This is a genomic window from Geomicrobium sp. JCM 19055 (genome assembly GCF_000698185.1).
Classification (GTDB): Bacteria; Bacillota; Bacilli; order Bacillales; family Marinococcaceae; genus Geomicrobium_A; species Geomicrobium_A sediminis.
Genome location: NZ_BAXL01000010.1, coordinates 1 through 16,971, shown reverse-complemented (window position 1 = coordinate 16,971; position 16,971 = coordinate 1). Strand labels below are relative to the sequence as shown.

Here is a 16,971-nt window from a genome sequence, read left to right as displayed (position 1 = left end):
TAAGCTTCGCCCGGACTGTGATCTTTATTTATAAGATTGACAAGCAATCGCACATTCAGTAAAATTTATGAATGAGTAATCATTCATAATTGTTGGACATAAGGGAGTAGCCATATGGCAGTAGATAAAAGAAATTCTGAGAAGTACCACCTGATTATTGATGCAGCAGTGACAGTCATTGCAAAACACGGCTACCATCATGCGCAAGTCTCCAAAATTGCAAAAGAGGCGGGCGTTGCAGACGGAACGATTTATCTTTATTTCAAAAACAAAGAAGACATTCTCATTTCGTTGTTTCGCTTGAAGATGGGAACGTTTATAACAACGATCGAAAAACGTCTTGAAACGTGTTTTGATGCAAAAGAAAAGCTGCGATTCCTTGTCGAAATGCATTTGTCGCAACTTGCAGAACAACCGGACCTTGCTGTCGTAACACAGCTAGAACTCAGGCAATCTGCCCGCGAACTTCGTCTAAAAATTAACGATGTTCTGAAAGGGTATGTGCAAGTTATGGAGAATGTTATAGATGAAGGGAAAGCCGAAGGAATCTTTCAAGAGCAACTTGATACGAAGCTAGCTCGTCAGATGTTATTTGGTACGCTTGATGAAATTGTGACAAACTGGGTCATGAAAGAAGGAAAGTTTGACTTAGAGTCACTTTCACAAGAAACGTATCACATGCTCTTAACAGGCTTTCAGAAGTCATCATGATCGAGAGAGGGGCCTTTTAAATTATGATTGAAAAGAACAAACAAGGAGCGGTCTTATGGTTAACCATTAAGCACCCTCCTGCAAATGCTTTGTCGACGAAAGTATTGAAATCTTTAGACGAAGCGATTACGGAAGCTGAAAACGATGAAAGCGTACGAGCCATCGTTTTGCACGGTGAAGGACGCTTTTTTGTTGCAGGAGCTGACATTAAAGAGTTCCAAGGGAGCTCAGGTCAAGCACTTGCAGAAAATGGTCAATTATTGTTTAATAAGATTGAACAATTAAAAAAAGCCAGTCATCGCTGCGATCCACGGTGCCGCTCTTGGTGGCGGTCTAGAATTAGCGATGGTCTGTACGATAAGAATCGCTACAGAAGATTGCAAATTAGGCTTACCAGAGACGAACCTCGGTTTGCTCCCTGCATATGGAGGTACACAACGGCTACCGAAGCTTGTAGGACCGCATAAGGCAACTGAAATGATGCTTACTGGCATTCCGATTACTGGTGTACAAGCACATCAGTGGGGCCTAGTAAACGATGTTGCGAAAGATGAATCTGAGCTCCTAGAGAAAGCCGGCATTCTTGCCGATACGATTGCCAGCAAGAGCACAGTAACAACTTCACGCATTCTCGATCTCATTCAGCATGCTGCGAGTGGTCAATCTTTAGAAGAAGGCTTAAAGAAAGAAGCGAAATATTTTGATGAATGTTTCGATAGCGAAGATTCTAAAGAAGGCATTACAGCATTTCTAGAGAAGAGAAAGCCAGTATTTTCTAATCGTTAATTCTAAGGAGGAGGAAACCAGATGAACATTTTTGTGGTTATGAAACGTACATTCGATACGGAAGAAAAGGTAGAGATTAAAGACGGTCGTGTCGATGAGGAAGGCGCAGAATTTGTCATTAACCCTTATGACGAATATGCAATTGAAGAAGCTATTGTCCTTAAGGAAGCAAACGACGGTGAAGTTACAGTTGTCACTGTCGGAGACGAAGAGGCAGAGAAAGAGCTTCGCACAGCATTAGCAATGGGTGCAGATAAAGCTGTACTTCTTGATACAGAAGACCTTGATGATGAAGTTGATCATTATACGATTTCTGAAATGTTAGCGGCTTACTTCAAAAACCAAGAATTTGATATTATTCTAGGTGGAAATGTCGCTGTTGATGATGGTGCTGGACAAGTTGCCCCGCGACTTGCAGAGCTTCTTGATATCAACCAACTAACAACGATTACAAAACTTGATATTGATGGAACAAAAGCAACGGTTGAGCGTGACGTTGAAGGGGATGTTGAAGTTGTCGAAACAGAACTTCCACTTCTTGTAACGTGTCAACAAGGCTTAAATGAGCCACGTTATCCTTCATTACCAGGCATTATGAAAGCAAAGAAGAAACCGCTTGAGACGCTTGACCTTGATGATCTTGATTTAGATGAAGATGAGCTAGAAGCGAAAACAAAAACGGTCGACCGCTTTTTGCCACCAGAAAAGCAAGCAGGTAAGAAGCTTGACGGTGAACCAGCAGAACAAGTGGAAGAACTCATCAAATTGCTCAGAACCGAAGCAAAGGTCATATAAGGAGGAATTACAACATGTCTAAAAATGTACTTGTACTTGCAGAATCAAAAGATGGAGAACTACGTAACGTTTCCTTTGAAGTGATTGCAGCTGGAAAGAAAATTGCTGGAGAAGGTTCGGTAAAGGCACTTCTCGTCGGTGAAAGTGTTGCATCATTTAGTGAACAGCTTATTCAACAAGGAGCAGATGAAGTTCTTATTGCTGAACATTCAGACTTGAAAACGTATACAACAGACGCGTATAAGCAAGTGTTGTTACAAGTAATTGAAAGTGAAAGTCCAGATGCGCTTTTAATTCCACACACGTCTTCTGGTAAGGACCTTGCGCCTCGTTTAGCTGCGAAGCTATCGTCAGGACTCGTATCAGACGTTGTTGATATTGAAGAAGTTGGCGAAGAAGTAATCTTCACTCGTCCAATCTACTCTGGTAAAGCGTTTGAGAAGAAGAGTGTATCAAGTGGACTCGTCTTTGCTACAGTAAGACCGAACAACATTGAAGCACTTGAAGTTGATTCTTCAAGAAGTGGTGAGACGAAAGAAGTTTCTGTAGATTTGAAAGACTTACGCACAGTTATCAAAGATATCGTGAAGAAGACGAGTGGTAAAGTTGACCTTGCGGAAGCGAAAGTCATCGTTGCTGGTGGTCGTGGAGTGAAGAGTGCAGATGGATTTAAGCCACTTGAAGAACTTGCAGACATTCTAGGCGGAGCAGTTGGTGCTTCACGTGGTGCTTGTGACGCTGAGTATTGTGACTACTCGTTACAAATCGGTCAAACAGGAAAAGTCGTTACACCTGAACTTTATATTGCTGTAGGTATTTCTGGTGCAATTCAGCATTTGGCAGGAATGAGTAACTCGAAAGTGATCGTTGCGATCAACAAAGATGAAGAAGCACCAATCTTTGATGTAGCGGATTACGGTCTTGTTGGAGACCTCTTCGACATTCTTCCGATCCTTACTGAAGAGTTTAAGAAAGTAAAAGCAGGAGCGTAACAACCTTAAACACACCAGAAGTCATTTCTGGTGTGTTTTTTAATACCACTATTGACCAAATGAGCGCGTTCACGTATAAATGAAAAAGTACATCGAAGTGTAAGCAGATTATTTCTCACGAAGTTTTACGAATGCTATACTTACGGTGTGGAAAGATAGAAATGAAAGGGGATTATCACAATGGCAATTGTAAATGTTACGGATCAAGACTTTGCAGAGCAAACGTCCCAAGGCGTCGTACTTGCAGATTTTTGGGCACCATGGTGCGGACCTTGTAAAATGATTGCACCAGTACTTGAAGAAATTGACGGAGAAATGGGCGACAAAGTTAAAATCGCTAAACTCGACGTTGATGACAACAAAGAAACTGCAGGAAAGTTTGGGGTTATGAGTATCCCAACATTGATGGTCTTTAAAGACGGCGAGCAAGTAGAACAAGTTGTAGGTTTCCAACCGAAAGAAGCACTTGTTGAATTGCTTCAAAAACATCTATAAAGTAGAAGAAAAAGCCTGATTCGCTTCAGGCTTTTTTTCTACTTTTCGGTGAAGGGGAGGTGTTCATATGGACACTCTTAAAGAGAAACTTGCGGTTATTCCAGCCAAGCCCGGTTGCTATCTCATGAAAAATCGAAACGGCGCCATTATCTATGTCGGTAAAGCAAAAGTGCTAAAGAACCGAGTTCGCTCTTATTTTACAGGGAGCCATGATACGAAAACACAACGCCTCGTTAGTCAGATTGATGACTTTGAATATATTATTACGTCTTCAAACATTGAAGCGCTCATTTTAGAGATGAACTTAATTAAGAAGTATGAACCGAAGTACAACGTCTTACTTAAAGACGATAAATCATATCCGTATTTAAAAATCACGAATGAAGAACACCCTAGGCTCATTACGACGAGAAACGTCAAAAAAAGACGGTGGCAAGTATTTTGGACGTATCCGAATGCCTTTGCAGCAAACGAAACGAAAAAGCTGCTCGACCGTTTGTATCCGCTGCGTAAATGTAGAACGTTACCAGATCGCGTTTGTTTGTATTATCATATTGGTCAATGTTTAGCGCCGTGTGAATTTGAAGTATCGCAAGCTCAAAATCAAGCGTTAACATCAGAAATTGGTCGTTTTCTTAACAACGGTCATAAAACGATCCGAAAAGAAATCGAGCAGAACATGCTTCAAGCATCAGAAGACTTGAATTTTGAGCGTGCAAAAGAACTTCGGGATCAAATTCAACATATTGACGCGGTTATGGAAAAGCAAAAAATGACAGAGGTAGATGGTGTTGATCGTGACGTATTTGCGTATTCATTCGATAAAGGATGGATGTGCGTACAAGTCTTTTTCGTGCGACAAGGGAAGTTAATCGAACGCGACGTCTCTATTTTTCCTTTTTATCAAGAACCAGAAGATGATTTTCTTTCGTTCCTCGGTCAGTTTTATTGGGAAGGTGCTCATATTAAGCCAAAAGAAATTCTCATACCAGAGGTTGTTGGTTATGAAGAAGTAGAGCAAGTGCTTGAAACGAGCGTACGTGTTCCCAAACGCGGAAAGAAAAAAAGACCTCGTTGAACTTGCTCGTCAAAATGCGGATGAAGCACTTGCCGCGAAGTTCCGCTTGTTAGAACGAGATGAAGAACGCACGGTGCGAGCGGTCGAGCATCTTGGCGAAGCGATGAATATTGATGCTCCATATCGCATTGAAGCATTCGATAACTCAAACATTCAAGGAACCGATCCAGTATCTGCGATGGTCGTGTTTGTGGACGGGAAGCCAGAAAAGAAAAGTTACCGAAAATATCGCGTTCGTGACGTTGAAGGTCCAGATGATTATGCATCAATGAAAGAAGTCATTCGTCGCCGTTATTTACGTTTGTTGCGAGAAGAAGCACCGATGCCTGATTTGATTCTCGTCGATGGTGGTAAAGGGCAATTACGTGCAGCCATTTCCGTGTTGGAAGATGAATTAGGTTTATCTTTGCCAGTTGCTGGCCTTGCAAAGGATGATAAGCATAAAACATCGCAACTATTATTTGGTGAAGATGCGACGGTCATTCCTTTAGCGAGAGACAGTCACGCCTTTTATTTGCTACAACGAATCCAAGATGAAGTACACCGATTTGCGATTACGTTTCACCGTGATTCACGAGGGAAAAGTGTACAAAAGTCTGTGCTTGATGATGTGGAAGGTGTTGGCGATAAGAGGAAAAAGAAGCTCTTTAAACACTTTGGTTCCATTAAGAAAATGAAAGAAGCAGAGCTTGAAGAGTTCACAAACATTTCAATTCCAGAAAAAGTAGCGCAAGAGATTATGACGAAATTACGAGAAAACTAAACCAGCCAAACGATCGGGTCGTCTGGCTGGTGTTCTCTAATTCTCTACATGAGGTCCATATGTATATGTAAACGGAAGCGTCGACGCTTTCGCTCGAGGATTGCTTCGGCAGTCGTTTGATAGAGTAGCTCATATTGGGCAGCAATAAACCCGGCTTCAATATGACGAGAGAAATTCTCGCGTTTTTCATCTTCAAAAAAAATGCAAATCAAACGTCGTTGTTTTTTTACCAGATTTCACAAGTTCTAGTCGTCCCCAACCTGCCTTGTCAAAAAATGCCGAAAGCTGTTCGATGTTTTCAAGAGGATACTTTCTCGCTAACAACTTGCCGCCGAGATAGAGGATGTCGTCTTGATCATCGTTGAGTAGCTCTGGTAGCAGTGCTTCTCGAAGTAATTCGTAGCCGAAATCTGTGTATTTACGTACTTCCTCAGACAAAGAAATCTCCCCCAATTCAATTATCTATTATAAGCGTTTCACAAAAAGAAAACTACAGAAATGTAAAAATATCGCAAATGATCGTATATGAATGCGTTTTATCTGCTTTCTTGACGACTCTACCGTGTCAGAGTACAATAAATATGTCGGAAATATGAATGGACGGGACACAGTTTAGTTAGTATGAAAACGCTTAGGTTTTGAATGCTGGTCAAACTGACGAGGGTTACATATTCGTTCCGTTTAATAGCATATATCTTCATCGAATACTGGACGTAACACGGGGAGACAGTTTGCGCCGTGTTCGTGGAGTGCCATAGGGAGGGTTTTCATAGCGCATAGACAAGCAACAGATATGGATAGGCTAGGTACTAGGAGCAAGGGTCAGCAAAAATAGAGGGGGAGCCTTATCGATGCCTCAGAATCAAGAGTTTTTTTAACCGAAGACTACACTCATTACTCGGGGTCATTCCAGTCGGTGTATTCTTAATTCAGCACTTTATCATTAACCATTTCGCGGTGTACGGTGCAAGTTCGTTTAATGCCGCTGCACATTTTATGGAAAGTTTGCCTTTTCGCTATGCACTTGAAATTTTCGTGATCTTCTTACCACTTCTTTACCATGCGATTTACGGTTTATACATTGCATTTTTAGGTAAGAGCAACACGAGAAGATACGGATTCTTCCGTAACATTATGTTCATGTTACAACGAGTGACAGGTGTATTCCTTGTCATCTTTATCGCTTGGCACGTTTGGGAAACACGTGTTGCTGCTGCATTCGGTGCAGATGTCAACTATGACATGATGGCGGACATTTTAAGCAGTCCATTTATGCTTGTATTTTATATTGCGGGTGTATTAGCTGCTACATTCCACTTTGCAAACGGACTTTGGTCATTTGCAGTATCTTGGGGACTTACGGTTACACCAAGATCTCAGAAGATCATGACATACGTAAGTATTACAGTATTCTTAGTACTAAGTTACATTGGTATTCGCGCGATTATTGCGTTCTTAGATCCAGCTTTAGCTAACATGTAAAGGAGTCGGTGATTCATGAGCAACGGAAACATCATTGTTGTCGGTGGCGGTTTAGCCGGTCTAATGGCAACAATTAAAGCAGCGGAAGCAGGGAAGAATGTAGAACTGTTCTCCCTCGTTCCGGTAAAACGTTCACATTCCGTTTGCGCTCAGGGTGGAATTAACGGTGCCGTTAATACAAAAGGTGAAGGAGACTCTCCGTGGGAACACTTTGATGATTCCGTGTACGGTGGAGACTTCCTTGCGAACCAACCCCCTGTAAAAGCAATGACAGATGCAGCACCAGGGATTATCCATCTTTTAGACCGTATGGGAGTTATGTTTAACCGTACACCAGAAGGTCTTCTAGATTTCCGTCGTTTCGGTGGAACACAACATCACCGTACGGCATATGCCGGTGCAACGACCGGACAACAGTTACTTTATGCACTTGATGAGCAAGTTCGTCGTTATGAAGTTCAAGGACTTGTTAAGAAATATGAGAACTGGGAATTCACCTCAGCAGTAATGGACGACGAAGGTCGTTGTCGTGGAATTACTGCACAGAACCTTGCGTCTATGGAAGTTCAAAGCTTCCGCGCGGATGCAACAATTATGGCAACGGGTGGACCAGGAATTATTTTCGGTAAATCAACGAACTCAATGATTAACACAGGTTTTGCAGCAGCGAAGCTTTATGAGCAAGGCGTTTACTATGCAAATGGTGAGTTCATTCAAATTCACCCGACAGCAATTCCTGGAGACGATAAGCTTCGTCTTATGAGTGAATCTGCACGTGGTGAAGGTGGACGAGTTTGGACGTACAAAGACGGTAAGCCTTGGTACTTCCTTGAAGAGAAATACCCAGCATACGGAAACCTTGTACCTCGTGATATCGCGACTCGTGAAATCTTCAACGTTTGTGTCGAGCAAAAGCTCGGTGTAAACGGAGAGAACATGGTTTACCTTGATCTTTCTCATAAGGATTCTCACGAACTTGATGTTAAGCTCGGTGGAATCATGGAGATTTATGAGAAGTTCATGGGTGATGACCCTCGTAAAGTTCCAATGAAGATCTTCCCAGCAGTTCACTATTCTATGGGTGGTATGTGGATTGATTACGATCAAATGACAAACATCCCTGGTCTTTTTGCTGCGGGTGAGTGCGATTACTCTCAACACGGCGCGAACCGTCTTGGAGCCAACTCACTTCTTTCTGCAATCTACGGTGGTATGGTTGCTGGACCGAAGGCCGTTGAGTACATCGATGGACTTGAGAAATCAGCTGACGATCTTTCTTCTTCACTGTTTGATTCAGAAGCGAAGAAAGTGGAAGATGAGTACGAAAGCATCTTAAAAATGGACGGTAAAGAAAACGCGTATGCACTTCACAAAGAACTTGGTGAGTGGATGACCGATAACGTTACTGTTGTTCGCGAGAATGCTAGACTACTCCAAACGGATGATAAAATTCAAGAATTAATGGAGCGTTGGAACAACATCAACATGCACGATACGAGCCGTTGGTCAAACCAAGCAGCACCATTTACTCGTCAATTAAAAGGAATGCTTGATCTTGCTCGTGTAATCACAATCGGTGCTTACAACCGTAACGAAAGCCGTGGAGCACACTACAAGCCTGAATTCCCAGATCGTAATGACGAAGAGTTCTTAAAGACTACAAAAGCGAAGTATGATGCGGCAAACAACAAGCCGATCTTTGAGTACGAAGACGTCGATACATCGCTAATTACGCCAAGAAAACGTGACTACTCAAAGAAAAAAGCTAGTGATAAACAAGGAGCTGGAAAATAATGAGCGAACAAAAAACCGTCCGCTTTATCGTTACTCGTCAAGACAGCCCTGATGCAAGTCCATATACAGAAGAATTCGAGATTCCACATCGTGAAAATATGAACGTCATTTCTGCTTTGATGGAAATTAGACGTAATCCTGTTACTGCAGATGGGAAAGATTCTGCCCCAGTCGTTTGGGATATGAACTGTCTTGAAGAAGTTTGTGGTGCATGTAGTATGGTTATTAACGGGAAGCCACGTCAATCGTGTACAGCACTCGTAGACCAACTAGATCAACCAATTCGTCTAGAGCCAATGAAGACATTCCCGGTTGTACGTGACCTTGTAGTAGATCGTAGCCGTATGTTCGATTCATTGAAGAAAGTTAAAGCTTGGATTCCTATTGACGGTACGTACGACTTAGGTCCAGGACCACGTATGGCAGAGAACAAGCGTCAGTGGCTTATGAACTTTCTAAATGTATGACGTGTGGTGTTTGTCTTGAAGCTTGTCCGAACGTAAACAGCAAATCTGACTTTATTGGTCCAGCACCAGCATCTCAGGTTCGTTTGTTTAACGCTCATCCAACAGGTGAGATGAACCGTGAAGAGCGTCTTAACTCACTTATGGGAGACGGCGGTCTTTCGAACTGCGGTAACTCACAAAACTGTGTACAAGCTTGTCCAAAAGGAATTCCTTTGACAACTTCAATCGCGGCGCTTAACCGTGACATGACGATGCAATCATTCAAAAACTTCTTCGGAAGTGACAAACTGTAACAAAGACCAAAGCCGGATGTTCGAAATGAACATTCGGCTTTTTTATGGTTTCCCAATCTTTGTTTTGCGCACACTCTAGAAAAGCCGGCGTCATCCCTCATTGACGACCGGAACAGTTCTAGATTTGGATCTCACCGAGTCGAATTAATTCAATGACAGCTTGAGAACGCCCTTTAACTCCTAATTTTTGCATGGCATTAGAAATATGATTACGGACTGTCTTCTCGCTGATGTAAAGCTGACCCGCAATTTCCTTTGTCGTTTTGTCCTGCACGAGAAGGTCAAAGACCTCCTTCTCCCTTTTCGTCAGAAGGGAGCGCGGACCACGTTCCAAGTCCTTCAATCGTGTCACCCTTTCTAATCCAGGCCACCCTCTTGTGTGTCCGGCTCTCGTTGGAATTGGACGATTAGAAGAAAGTATTTAGTCTCCATATCGTATGTGAGAGTTAACCCTTCGGTGAGTAGTGGAGTAAAAAGCGGCGAACAACTATACCGAAAAGTTTCAAAAACTTTCATCCAATAGCAGCAGTGGTCATAGACGTCCCAAGAACAAGTGCTTACGATAAACAGCTGTCTTGAAAGCTCAGCCTATCTTATTCAAGTTTTGATAAAGATGTTAAGAAAATGTTGCAAAAAACCGATAAAATTTTTAGAAAAAGTTGTTAATCAGCAAAACGATTGGCGATTTATTGCTTGAGTGATAAAATGTAGAAGGAGTAAAGATGATTAGATCAACCAATTCAATTCTGAACTGAATCTTGAAAGGGGCATGTCAAATGCTAGAAAAAAACATTCACTATTACTGCTGATACAGGATTACACGCACGTCCAGCTACTCAGCTTGTTCATAAAGCAAGCCAATTCTCATCTGAGATTGAAATGGAAGCAAAGGGTAAGAAAGTTAACTTGAAATCAATCATGGGTGTTATGTCTCTAGGCGTTGGAAAAGGCGGAGAGATCAAGATCCTTATTTCAGGGAATGACGAAGAAGAAGCAATGAACGCGATTACTGCAACGATTCATGAAGGCTTAGGAGAGTCGTAAATGTCTAGCGTGATTACAGGAATTGCTGCGAGTAACGGCATTGCCATTGCAAAAGCCTTTGTCTATGAAGAAGTATCGCTTGAAATCACAGAAAACAGTACTGAAGGTGCTGAAGTTGAAAAAGCGAACTTTGAACGAGCGACAAAAACATCGAAGCAAGAGCTTGAAGCGTTAAAGACAAAGACGGAAGAGCAACAAGGAAAAGAAAATGCAGAGATTTTTGCTGCACACTTGCTCGTTTTGGAAGACCCAGAACTGGTCGGGGCCGTGCATACGAAAATTGATGCGGACAACGCCACTGCGGCACATGCGTTAAATGAAACCGCGGCGATGTTCATTTCGATGTTTGAGAGCATGGATAATGACTACATGCGTGAGCGAGCAGCAGACATTAAAGATGTTAGCCAACGCGTATTGCGTCATTTGCTCGGAGTGAAATCAGCGTCACTTGCTGATTTAGATCAAGAGACAATCGTGATCGCAAAAGACCTCACGCCATCTGATACTGCCCAGCTGAACAAGGAATTTGCGTTAGGCTTTGCGACAGATATTGGCGGACGCACTTCGCATTCTGCAATTATGGCACGTTCTCTTGAGATTCCAGCAGTCGTCGGATTAACGAATGTCACGACGGATGTTCATGATGGAGATGTGCTCATCGTAGATGGGATTAACGGAGAAGTCATCGTTAACCCAGATGAAGCTACCATAGAGCAATACAAAGAGAAACGAGCGGCATTCCTTGATGAACAAGAAAAGCGTAAGCGACTTATCAACGAGCCGTCCGTTTCTAAAGACGGGAAGACTGTTGAGCTTGCAGCGAACATCGGTTCAGTGAAAGACATTGACGGTGTGTTGAATAACGGTGCAGAAGGTGTTGGTCTTTACCGCACAGAATTTCTTTACATGGAACGAGACCAGCTACCGACTGAAGAAGAGCAGTTTGATGCTTATAAAGCGGTTGTAGAGAAACTTGATGGAAAGCCAGTCGTCATTCGTACGTTAGACATTGGTGGCGATAAAGAATTGCCGTATTTGGACTTGCCGTCTGAGCTCAATCCATTTCTAGCTTCCGCGCCATTCGTCTTTGTCTTGAGAATGAAGCGTTATTCCGCACGCAACTACGCGCGCTAGTTCGCGCAAGTGCATACGGAAATCTGAAAGTGATGTTCCCGATGGTGGCGACACTGGAAGAGTTCCGTGCTGCGAAGGCTCTCATCGTAGAAGAGCAAGAGAAGTTACGTGCAGAAGGCATTTCGTTTGATGAGTCAATGGAAGTTGGAATTATGGTCGAGATCCCGTCCACTGCTGTGATTGCAAAGCAATTTGCAAAAGAAGTTGATTTCTTTAGCATTGGAACGAACGACTTAATTCAATACACATTGGCCGCGGATCGTATGAGTGAAAAGGTTTCTTACTTGTACCAGCCGTACCATCCTGCGATTTTACAACTCGTGAAAAATGTCATCGATGCATCTCACGCTGAAGGAAAATGGACAGGCATGTGTGGAGAAATGGCTGGTGAAAAGACAGCAATTCCGCTACTCTTAGGTCTTGGCCTAGATGAATTTAGCATGAGTGCTTCTTCTGTATTACAAGCGAGAGAGCAGTTGTTAGGACTCGATTCTAAAGAGTGTGAAGCCCTTGCGGTACAAGCATTAACATGCACGACGCAAGAGGAAGTTGCAGCACTCGTAAATGAAGCAATCCGATAAGTAGATGTTAAGTCGTCTGAAACATTTTTTCAGGCGACTTTTTTTTACAAACAAAAGAGTGGGAGGAGATTAGATGTGAGAGATAACCAAGTAGAAAGCATTGAACGTTCTTTACGTCGAATTTCATATACAGTCAAGCAAAAGGGAAGAGAAATTCTGAATCAATTTCCAATTACACCCCCGCAATTTATTGCATTGCAATACTTAAAAGACAAAGGTGATTTGACGATTGGTGAATTGTCTCAAAAGATGTATCTGGCATTTAGTACGACAACGGATCTTGTGGATCGTATGGAGAAAAACGAACTTGTAGAGCGCGTTCGCGATCAACGGGATCGCCGCGTCGTGCGTGTTCATATATTGGAAGAAGGTAAGGTCATCATTGATGAAGTGATTCAAAAACGTCAAGAATACTTGCAAGAAGTTTTAGTACACTTTTCTAGTGAGGAAGTTGACCAATTACAAGCCACGCTTGGATCCCTTCATGAAGAGATGTCCAAAGATTAGAATAGTGAAATAAAGAGGCGAGACGATTGAATTTACCGATTGGTGTTATTGACTCGGGTGTAGGTGGATTAACCGTTGCAAAGGAAGTGGCAAGGCAGTTACCAAAGGAAACAATGATTTACATTGGTGATACGGCACGTTGCCCGTACGGACCAAGAACGGTGGAAGAAGTTCGCCGCTTTACGTGGCAAATGGTAGAACAGTTGTTGCAATGGGACATTAAGATGCTTGTCATAGCTTGCAACACAGCAACTGCTGTGACGCTAGAAGAGCTACAAGCGCAACTCGACATTCCAGTCGTCGGAGTTATTCGTCCTGGGGCAATTGCCGCATTAAATGAAACGTCAAGTGGTGAAATTGCGGTCATTGGCACGGAAGGTACGATTCATAGTGGCGCTTATCCTGAAACGATCCGTGCGATTCAAGGTGAGCAAGTCACTGTTCATAATCTTGCATGCCCACCCTTTGTACCACTCGTTGAACAAAACCGAACTTCTAAACAAGACGCATACAAGATTGTTGAAGAAACGTTACGACCACTTCAACAGTATCGTTATGACACGCTCATTCTCGGATGTACGCACTACCCAATCTTAAAAGCGGTCATTCAAGAAGTCGTTGGTGGTGGTGTAAGCGTCATTTCATCAGGGCAAGAAACAGCTAGAGAGATGAGCACCATTTTGCAACATAATGGCATCCATAATCGATCTGAGGAAGCTCCAGCCCATATTTTCTATACGAGTGGCGAGGTGTTGCCATTTGTAGAAAAGGTGGAGCGCTGGATGAAGATCACAACCCCTGACGTTCGTCAGATTAGCTTTTTATCATCAACGATGAACCACGACTAATTGTCGTGGTTTTTTCGTCTTGATAACTGGTCTAATTCCGTCATAAGGCTCGTATACTTCAGTAGACTAGCTAGGGGGGATCAAGAGTGAAAAAGCAAATTCGCCGTTCTATAATTGCGATCGCTGCACTTCTTGTCGTGCAAGCGTGTAGCACCGATGAAGAAGCGGTGGAAAGAGACGCAGAAACCGAGCATACAGAAGAGCGTGTCGTGGAAGAACAAGACGAAGAAACCGCAGAAGGACTCACAGAGCGTGAGTTGTATTTAATCGATTCTGACGGGTATGTCGTCCCGAGAACCTTTTCACTTCCGCACGACGAAGAAGTGCTTCGCCAAGCGCTTGAGTATATGATTGACGGAGGACCGATCACCGAAATGCTACCGAGTGGTTTTCAAGCGGTGTTCCCAGCAGATACAGAAGTGCTCGGTGTTAACGTAACGAACGAAGGGACTGCGGTTGTCGACTTCTCTGAAGACTTTAGAGATTATGACCAGAACAAAGAAGAAGCGATTCTTCAGGCGTTAACGTGGACACTAACACAATATGAGTCCATTGACCGAGTAGAAATTCTTATTAATGGTCATGAACAAGACGTTATGCCACACAATGAAACGCCAATTACATCATTAACGAGAGACCGTGGCATTAACAAAGAACCAAATGTGAATTCAGTAGATGTAACAGCGACGTTACCATCGACATTATACTTTCTAAATGAAAACGAACATGACCTTTATTATGTGCCTGTCACAAGACGGATCGATCAGTCTGATAATCGCGTTGAATCCGTAGTGAATGAAGTCATTCATGGACCTGCACTCCAATCGGAATTGCTTACCGGTCTGCGTCACGGTGTTGAGCTCGTAGATGAGCCTACACTGAATGATGGGGTACTGACTGTCAATTTTAATGAAGCGCTCCTTACAGAGAATGAAGGAACCGCAATCGCAACGGAAGCGTTAACGATGTTAACAAAAACACTGACAGCGATTGATGGTGTAGACAGTGTGACGTATCTCGTTAATGGAAGTGACGAAATTAATGCCCGTAGCGGCGATGCACTTCCAACAGCGGTTACGGAAGATCACATTAAGGAACTTGTTTCACAGTAGCTTCATATTCATGGTATACTTGCAGAAAAGGCGGCAATTTGCGGCCTTTTTTGTTATGATGAACGTTAGATAGGGAGTCGTTAACATGGAAAGAACAGATGGAAGAACTACGAATCAAATTCGACCAACAACAATTGAAACGAATTATATTAAACACCCGGAAGGATCAGTATTGATCTCCGTTGGGGATACAAAAGTCATTTGTTCTGCAAGTATAGAAGAACGAGTACCACCATTTCTTCGTGGACAAGGCAAAGGCTGGATTACAGCAGAATATAGCATGTTGCCACGTGCAACCGAACAACGAAACATTCGTGAATCTTCAAAAGGCAAAGTAACAGGCCGGACGATGGAGATTCAACGTCTGATCGGACGCTCACTCCGCGCAGTCTTGGATTTAGAGGCACTTGGCGAACGTACCGTATGGGTTGATTGCGATGTTATTCAAGCTGATGGAGGGACGCGCACCGCTTCCATTACAGGAGCCTATGTTGCAACGGCACTTGCACTTACGAAACTCGTGAACGAGAAGAAAATCGAAAAACTACCGCTTCAAGATTCATTAGCAGCAATCTCTGTCGGACTTGATGCCGAGCGTAACGTCTTGCTCGACTTATGTTACGAAGAAGACGCTGCCGCAAACGTCGACTTAAATGTCATTATGACAGGTAGCGGTGAGTTCGTTGAACTTCAAGGAACCGGTGAAGAGGCGACGTTTACGCATCAAGAATTGTTAAGTATGCTTGCATCAGCAGATTCAGGCATTAAAGAACTCATTGCGATTCAACAACAAGTGTTACAACTCGTCAACGAAACAGACGGTGAGGAGGAGAAGTAATGACGACAATTGTACTTGCAACGAAAAACGAAGGCAAGCGGAAAGAACTTGAAACGATGCTTCAAGGCAAAGTTGATGTAAAGTCATTAAACGATTATCCAGAATGCCCGGATGTTGAAGAGACAGGTACGACCTTTTATGAAAATGCCAAACTAAAAGCAGAATTTGTATCTAATTATACGAAGTTACCCGCGCTTGCGGATGACTCTGGTCTAGAAGTTGACGCTCTTGATGGTGCTCCAGGCGTCTATTCTGCTCGATTCGCAGGAGAGCCAAAGAGCGATGCTCGAAACAACGAAAAGCTGCTAGACATGTTAAAAGAAGTCGATGACGCAGATCGTACAGCGCGTTTTGTCTGTGCACTCGTCTACTTTGATGCAAGCACAGGAAAAGAACAAGCGGTTGAAGGAACGTGCGAGGGACGAATCTTGACAGAAGTGCAAGGTGAACATGGCTTTGGTTATGATCCACTCATGTTCAGTCCAGAACACGGCAAGTCACTCGCTGAAATGACACCAGACGAGAAGAACGCAATTAGTCATCGCAGTCACGCATTGAAAAAAATGGACGAGCTTTGGTCAACCCTTTAGGAGGCGATGGGAAATGAAACGGTTACTTGTCATGAGTGATACACATCGTGATCGACAGTGGTTAGAAACGGTCGTTGAGCGACACAAGTCTGACGTTGATGCAGTATTTCATTGTGGAGATTCTGAGCTAGATACTGATGATCCACTATTAGAGGCTATTACAATTGTTCGTGGCAACACCGATTTCGAAATCGATTTCCCGTCCTTCCAAACGACAACGATCGATAATGTTACAATCTGGCAGACACACGGTCACCTCCTTCACGTAACGAGGAACGACCAACAAGCCTTACATGCAGCAGCCAAAGAAAAAGGCGCAGACCTCGTATTATACGGCCATACGCACATTCCAAACGTTGAGCACATCGACGAGAAGATGCACATCGTTAACCCAGGTAGCCTTCTAATGCCACGAGGTGGCTACGAACCAACCTACTGCATCATTACGATTGAAGAAAGCAAAGTCAAAGCCATCGACTACTACAATCGCAACACCGGTGAGCGTAACGAATCACTCTCCGTCTAAGCGAACCTTTTCATTGCCGCAAAACATGCGGCAATGAAAAGATATCTAAAAAAATCCAGTAAAATTATTGACGAAACATGAATTATTCGGTATGATACTAATTGTCGCTGTCCCAGTAGCTCAGCTGGATAGAGC

At 43.2% G+C, this 16,971-nt stretch carries 14 protein-coding genes and 5 pseudogenes; 17 read left to right on the top strand and 2 right to left on the bottom strand.

What is annotated here, in order from left to right:
• Positions 1–114: 114 nt before the first annotated feature.
• From JCM19055_RS09910 to uvrC, 6 genes and pseudogenes are all read left to right on the top strand, one after another.
• Complete coding sequence (locus JCM19055_RS09910; RefSeq protein ID WP_042359629.1) at positions 115–711, top strand: TetR/AcrR family transcriptional regulator; 597 nt, start codon at positions 115–117, stop codon at positions 709–711.
• 23 nt (positions 712–734) lie between these two features.
• Positions 735–1,497 (top strand): annotated as a pseudogene (locus JCM19055_RS09905) (enoyl-CoA hydratase).
• A 21-nt stretch (positions 1,498–1,518) separates the two neighbouring features.
• Positions 1,519–2,292, top strand: a complete 774-nt coding sequence (locus JCM19055_RS09900) for an electron transfer flavoprotein subunit beta/FixA family protein (RefSeq protein ID WP_042359628.1) — start codon at positions 1,519–1,521, stop codon at positions 2,290–2,292.
• Between the two features lie 14 nt (positions 2,293–2,306).
• A complete protein-coding gene (locus tag JCM19055_RS09895; RefSeq protein WP_042359627.1) occupies positions 2,307–3,284 on the top strand; it encodes an electron transfer flavoprotein subunit alpha/FixB family protein in 978 nt (325 codons plus the stop codon).
• 180 nt (positions 3,285–3,464) lie between these two features.
• On the top strand, positions 3,465–3,779 hold the full coding sequence (gene trxA / locus JCM19055_RS09890; protein WP_042359626.1) for a thioredoxin: 315 nt from the start codon (positions 3,465–3,467) through the stop codon (positions 3,777–3,779).
• Between the two features lie 67 nt (positions 3,780–3,846).
• A pseudogene (uvrC, locus tag JCM19055_RS09885) lies at positions 3,847–5,620 on the top strand (excinuclease ABC subunit UvrC).
• A gap of 192 nt (positions 5,621–5,812) precedes the next feature.
• On the opposite strand, the gene JCM19055_RS23515 reads toward uvrC, so the two are convergent.
• Positions 5,813–6,058 (bottom strand): DUF2507 domain-containing protein, encoded by a 246-nt coding sequence (locus JCM19055_RS23515; RefSeq protein ID WP_052366175.1) that lies wholly within the window; start codon positions 6,056–6,058, stop codon positions 5,813–5,815.
• Positions 6,059–6,481: 423 nt separating this feature from the next.
• Here JCM19055_RS23515 and JCM19055_RS09875 point away from each other — a divergent pair, with 423 nt between their 5' ends.
• The 3 genes and pseudogenes from JCM19055_RS09875 to sdhB all read left to right on the top strand — a co-directional run bounded on the left by JCM19055_RS09875 (position 6,482) and on the right by sdhB (position 9,656).
• Positions 6,482–7,102 (top strand): succinate dehydrogenase cytochrome b558 subunit, encoded by a 621-nt coding sequence (locus JCM19055_RS09875; RefSeq protein ID WP_042359625.1) that lies wholly within the window; start codon positions 6,482–6,484, stop codon positions 7,100–7,102.
• Between the two features lie 15 nt (positions 7,103–7,117).
• Entirely contained in the window at positions 7,118–8,896 is a 1,779-nt protein-coding gene (gene sdhA, locus JCM19055_RS09870; protein ID WP_042359624.1) for a succinate dehydrogenase flavoprotein subunit, read from the top strand.
• Positions 8,896–9,656 (top strand): annotated as a pseudogene (sdhB, locus tag JCM19055_RS09865) (succinate dehydrogenase iron-sulfur subunit). Before sdhA ends, sdhB begins: the two are co-directional and overlap by 1 nt.
• Positions 9,657–9,774: 118 nt before the next feature.
• On the opposite strand, the gene JCM19055_RS09860 reads toward sdhB, so the two are convergent.
• A complete protein-coding gene (locus tag JCM19055_RS09860) occupies positions 9,775–9,999 on the bottom strand; it encodes a response regulator transcription factor (RefSeq protein ID WP_042359623.1) in 225 nt (74 codons plus the stop codon).
• A 440-nt stretch (positions 10,000–10,439) separates the two neighbouring features.
• Here JCM19055_RS09860 and JCM19055_RS09855 point away from each other — a divergent pair.
• The 8 genes and pseudogenes from JCM19055_RS09855 to JCM19055_RS09820 form a co-directional block, all read left to right on the top strand.
• Positions 10,440–10,700 (top strand): annotated as a pseudogene (locus JCM19055_RS09855) (phosphocarrier protein HPr); the annotation flags it as partial.
• Positions 10,701–12,415, top strand: a pseudogene (gene ptsP / locus JCM19055_RS09850) (phosphoenolpyruvate--protein phosphotransferase).
• A gap of 75 nt (positions 12,416–12,490) precedes the next feature.
• Positions 12,491–12,922 carry a MarR family winged helix-turn-helix transcriptional regulator gene (locus JCM19055_RS09845; protein WP_042359621.1) on the top strand — a complete coding sequence of 144 codons (432 nt, stop codon included), beginning with the start codon at positions 12,491–12,493 and terminating at the stop codon, positions 12,920–12,922.
• Between the two features lie 26 nt (positions 12,923–12,948).
• Positions 12,949–13,770 carry a glutamate racemase gene (gene racE, locus JCM19055_RS09840; protein ID WP_042359620.1) on the top strand — a complete coding sequence of 274 codons (822 nt, stop codon included), beginning with the start codon at positions 12,949–12,951 and terminating at the stop codon, positions 13,768–13,770.
• Positions 13,771–13,856: 86 nt separating this feature from the next.
• Positions 13,857–14,882 carry a GerMN domain-containing protein gene (locus JCM19055_RS09835; RefSeq protein WP_052366174.1) on the top strand — a complete coding sequence of 342 codons (1,026 nt, stop codon included), beginning with the start codon at positions 13,857–13,859 and terminating at the stop codon, positions 14,880–14,882.
• An 85-nt stretch (positions 14,883–14,967) separates the two neighbouring features.
• Positions 14,968–15,720: a ribonuclease PH gene (gene rph / locus JCM19055_RS09830; protein WP_042359619.1), complete on the top strand. Its 753-nt coding sequence runs from the start codon at positions 14,968–14,970 to the stop codon at positions 15,718–15,720.
• On the top strand, positions 15,720–16,310 hold the full coding sequence (locus JCM19055_RS09825; RefSeq protein WP_042359618.1) for an XTP/dITP diphosphatase: 591 nt from the start codon (positions 15,720–15,722) through the stop codon (positions 16,308–16,310). Before rph ends, JCM19055_RS09825 begins: the two co-directional genes overlap by 1 nt.
• 13 nt (positions 16,311–16,323) lie before the next feature.
• A complete protein-coding gene (locus tag JCM19055_RS09820; protein WP_042359617.1) occupies positions 16,324–16,836 on the top strand; it encodes a metallophosphoesterase in 513 nt (170 codons plus the stop codon).
• The last annotated feature ends 135 nt before the right edge of the window (positions 16,837–16,971 follow it).

Coding starts and splice junctions, on each gene's coding strand:
- JCM19055_RS09910 (WP_042359629.1), top strand. CDS start 115: ATGGCAGTAGATAAAAGAAATTCTGAGAAGTACCACCTGATTATTGAT.
- JCM19055_RS09900 (WP_042359628.1), top strand. CDS start 1,519: ATGAACATTTTTGTGGTTATGAAACGTACATTCGATACGGAAGAAAAG.
- JCM19055_RS09895 (WP_042359627.1), top strand. CDS start 2,307: ATGTCTAAAAATGTACTTGTACTTGCAGAATCAAAAGATGGAGAACTA.
- trxA (WP_042359626.1), top strand. CDS start 3,465: ATGGCAATTGTAAATGTTACGGATCAAGACTTTGCAGAGCAAACGTCC.
- sdhA (WP_042359624.1), top strand. CDS start 7,118: ATGAGCAACGGAAACATCATTGTTGTCGGTGGCGGTTTAGCCGGTCTA.
- rph (WP_042359619.1), top strand. CDS start 14,968: ATGGAAAGAACAGATGGAAGAACTACGAATCAAATTCGACCAACAACA.
- JCM19055_RS09825 (WP_042359618.1), top strand. CDS start 15,720: ATGACGACAATTGTACTTGCAACGAAAAACGAAGGCAAGCGGAAAGAA.
- JCM19055_RS09820 (WP_042359617.1), top strand. CDS start 16,324: ATGAAACGGTTACTTGTCATGAGTGATACACATCGTGATCGACAGTGG.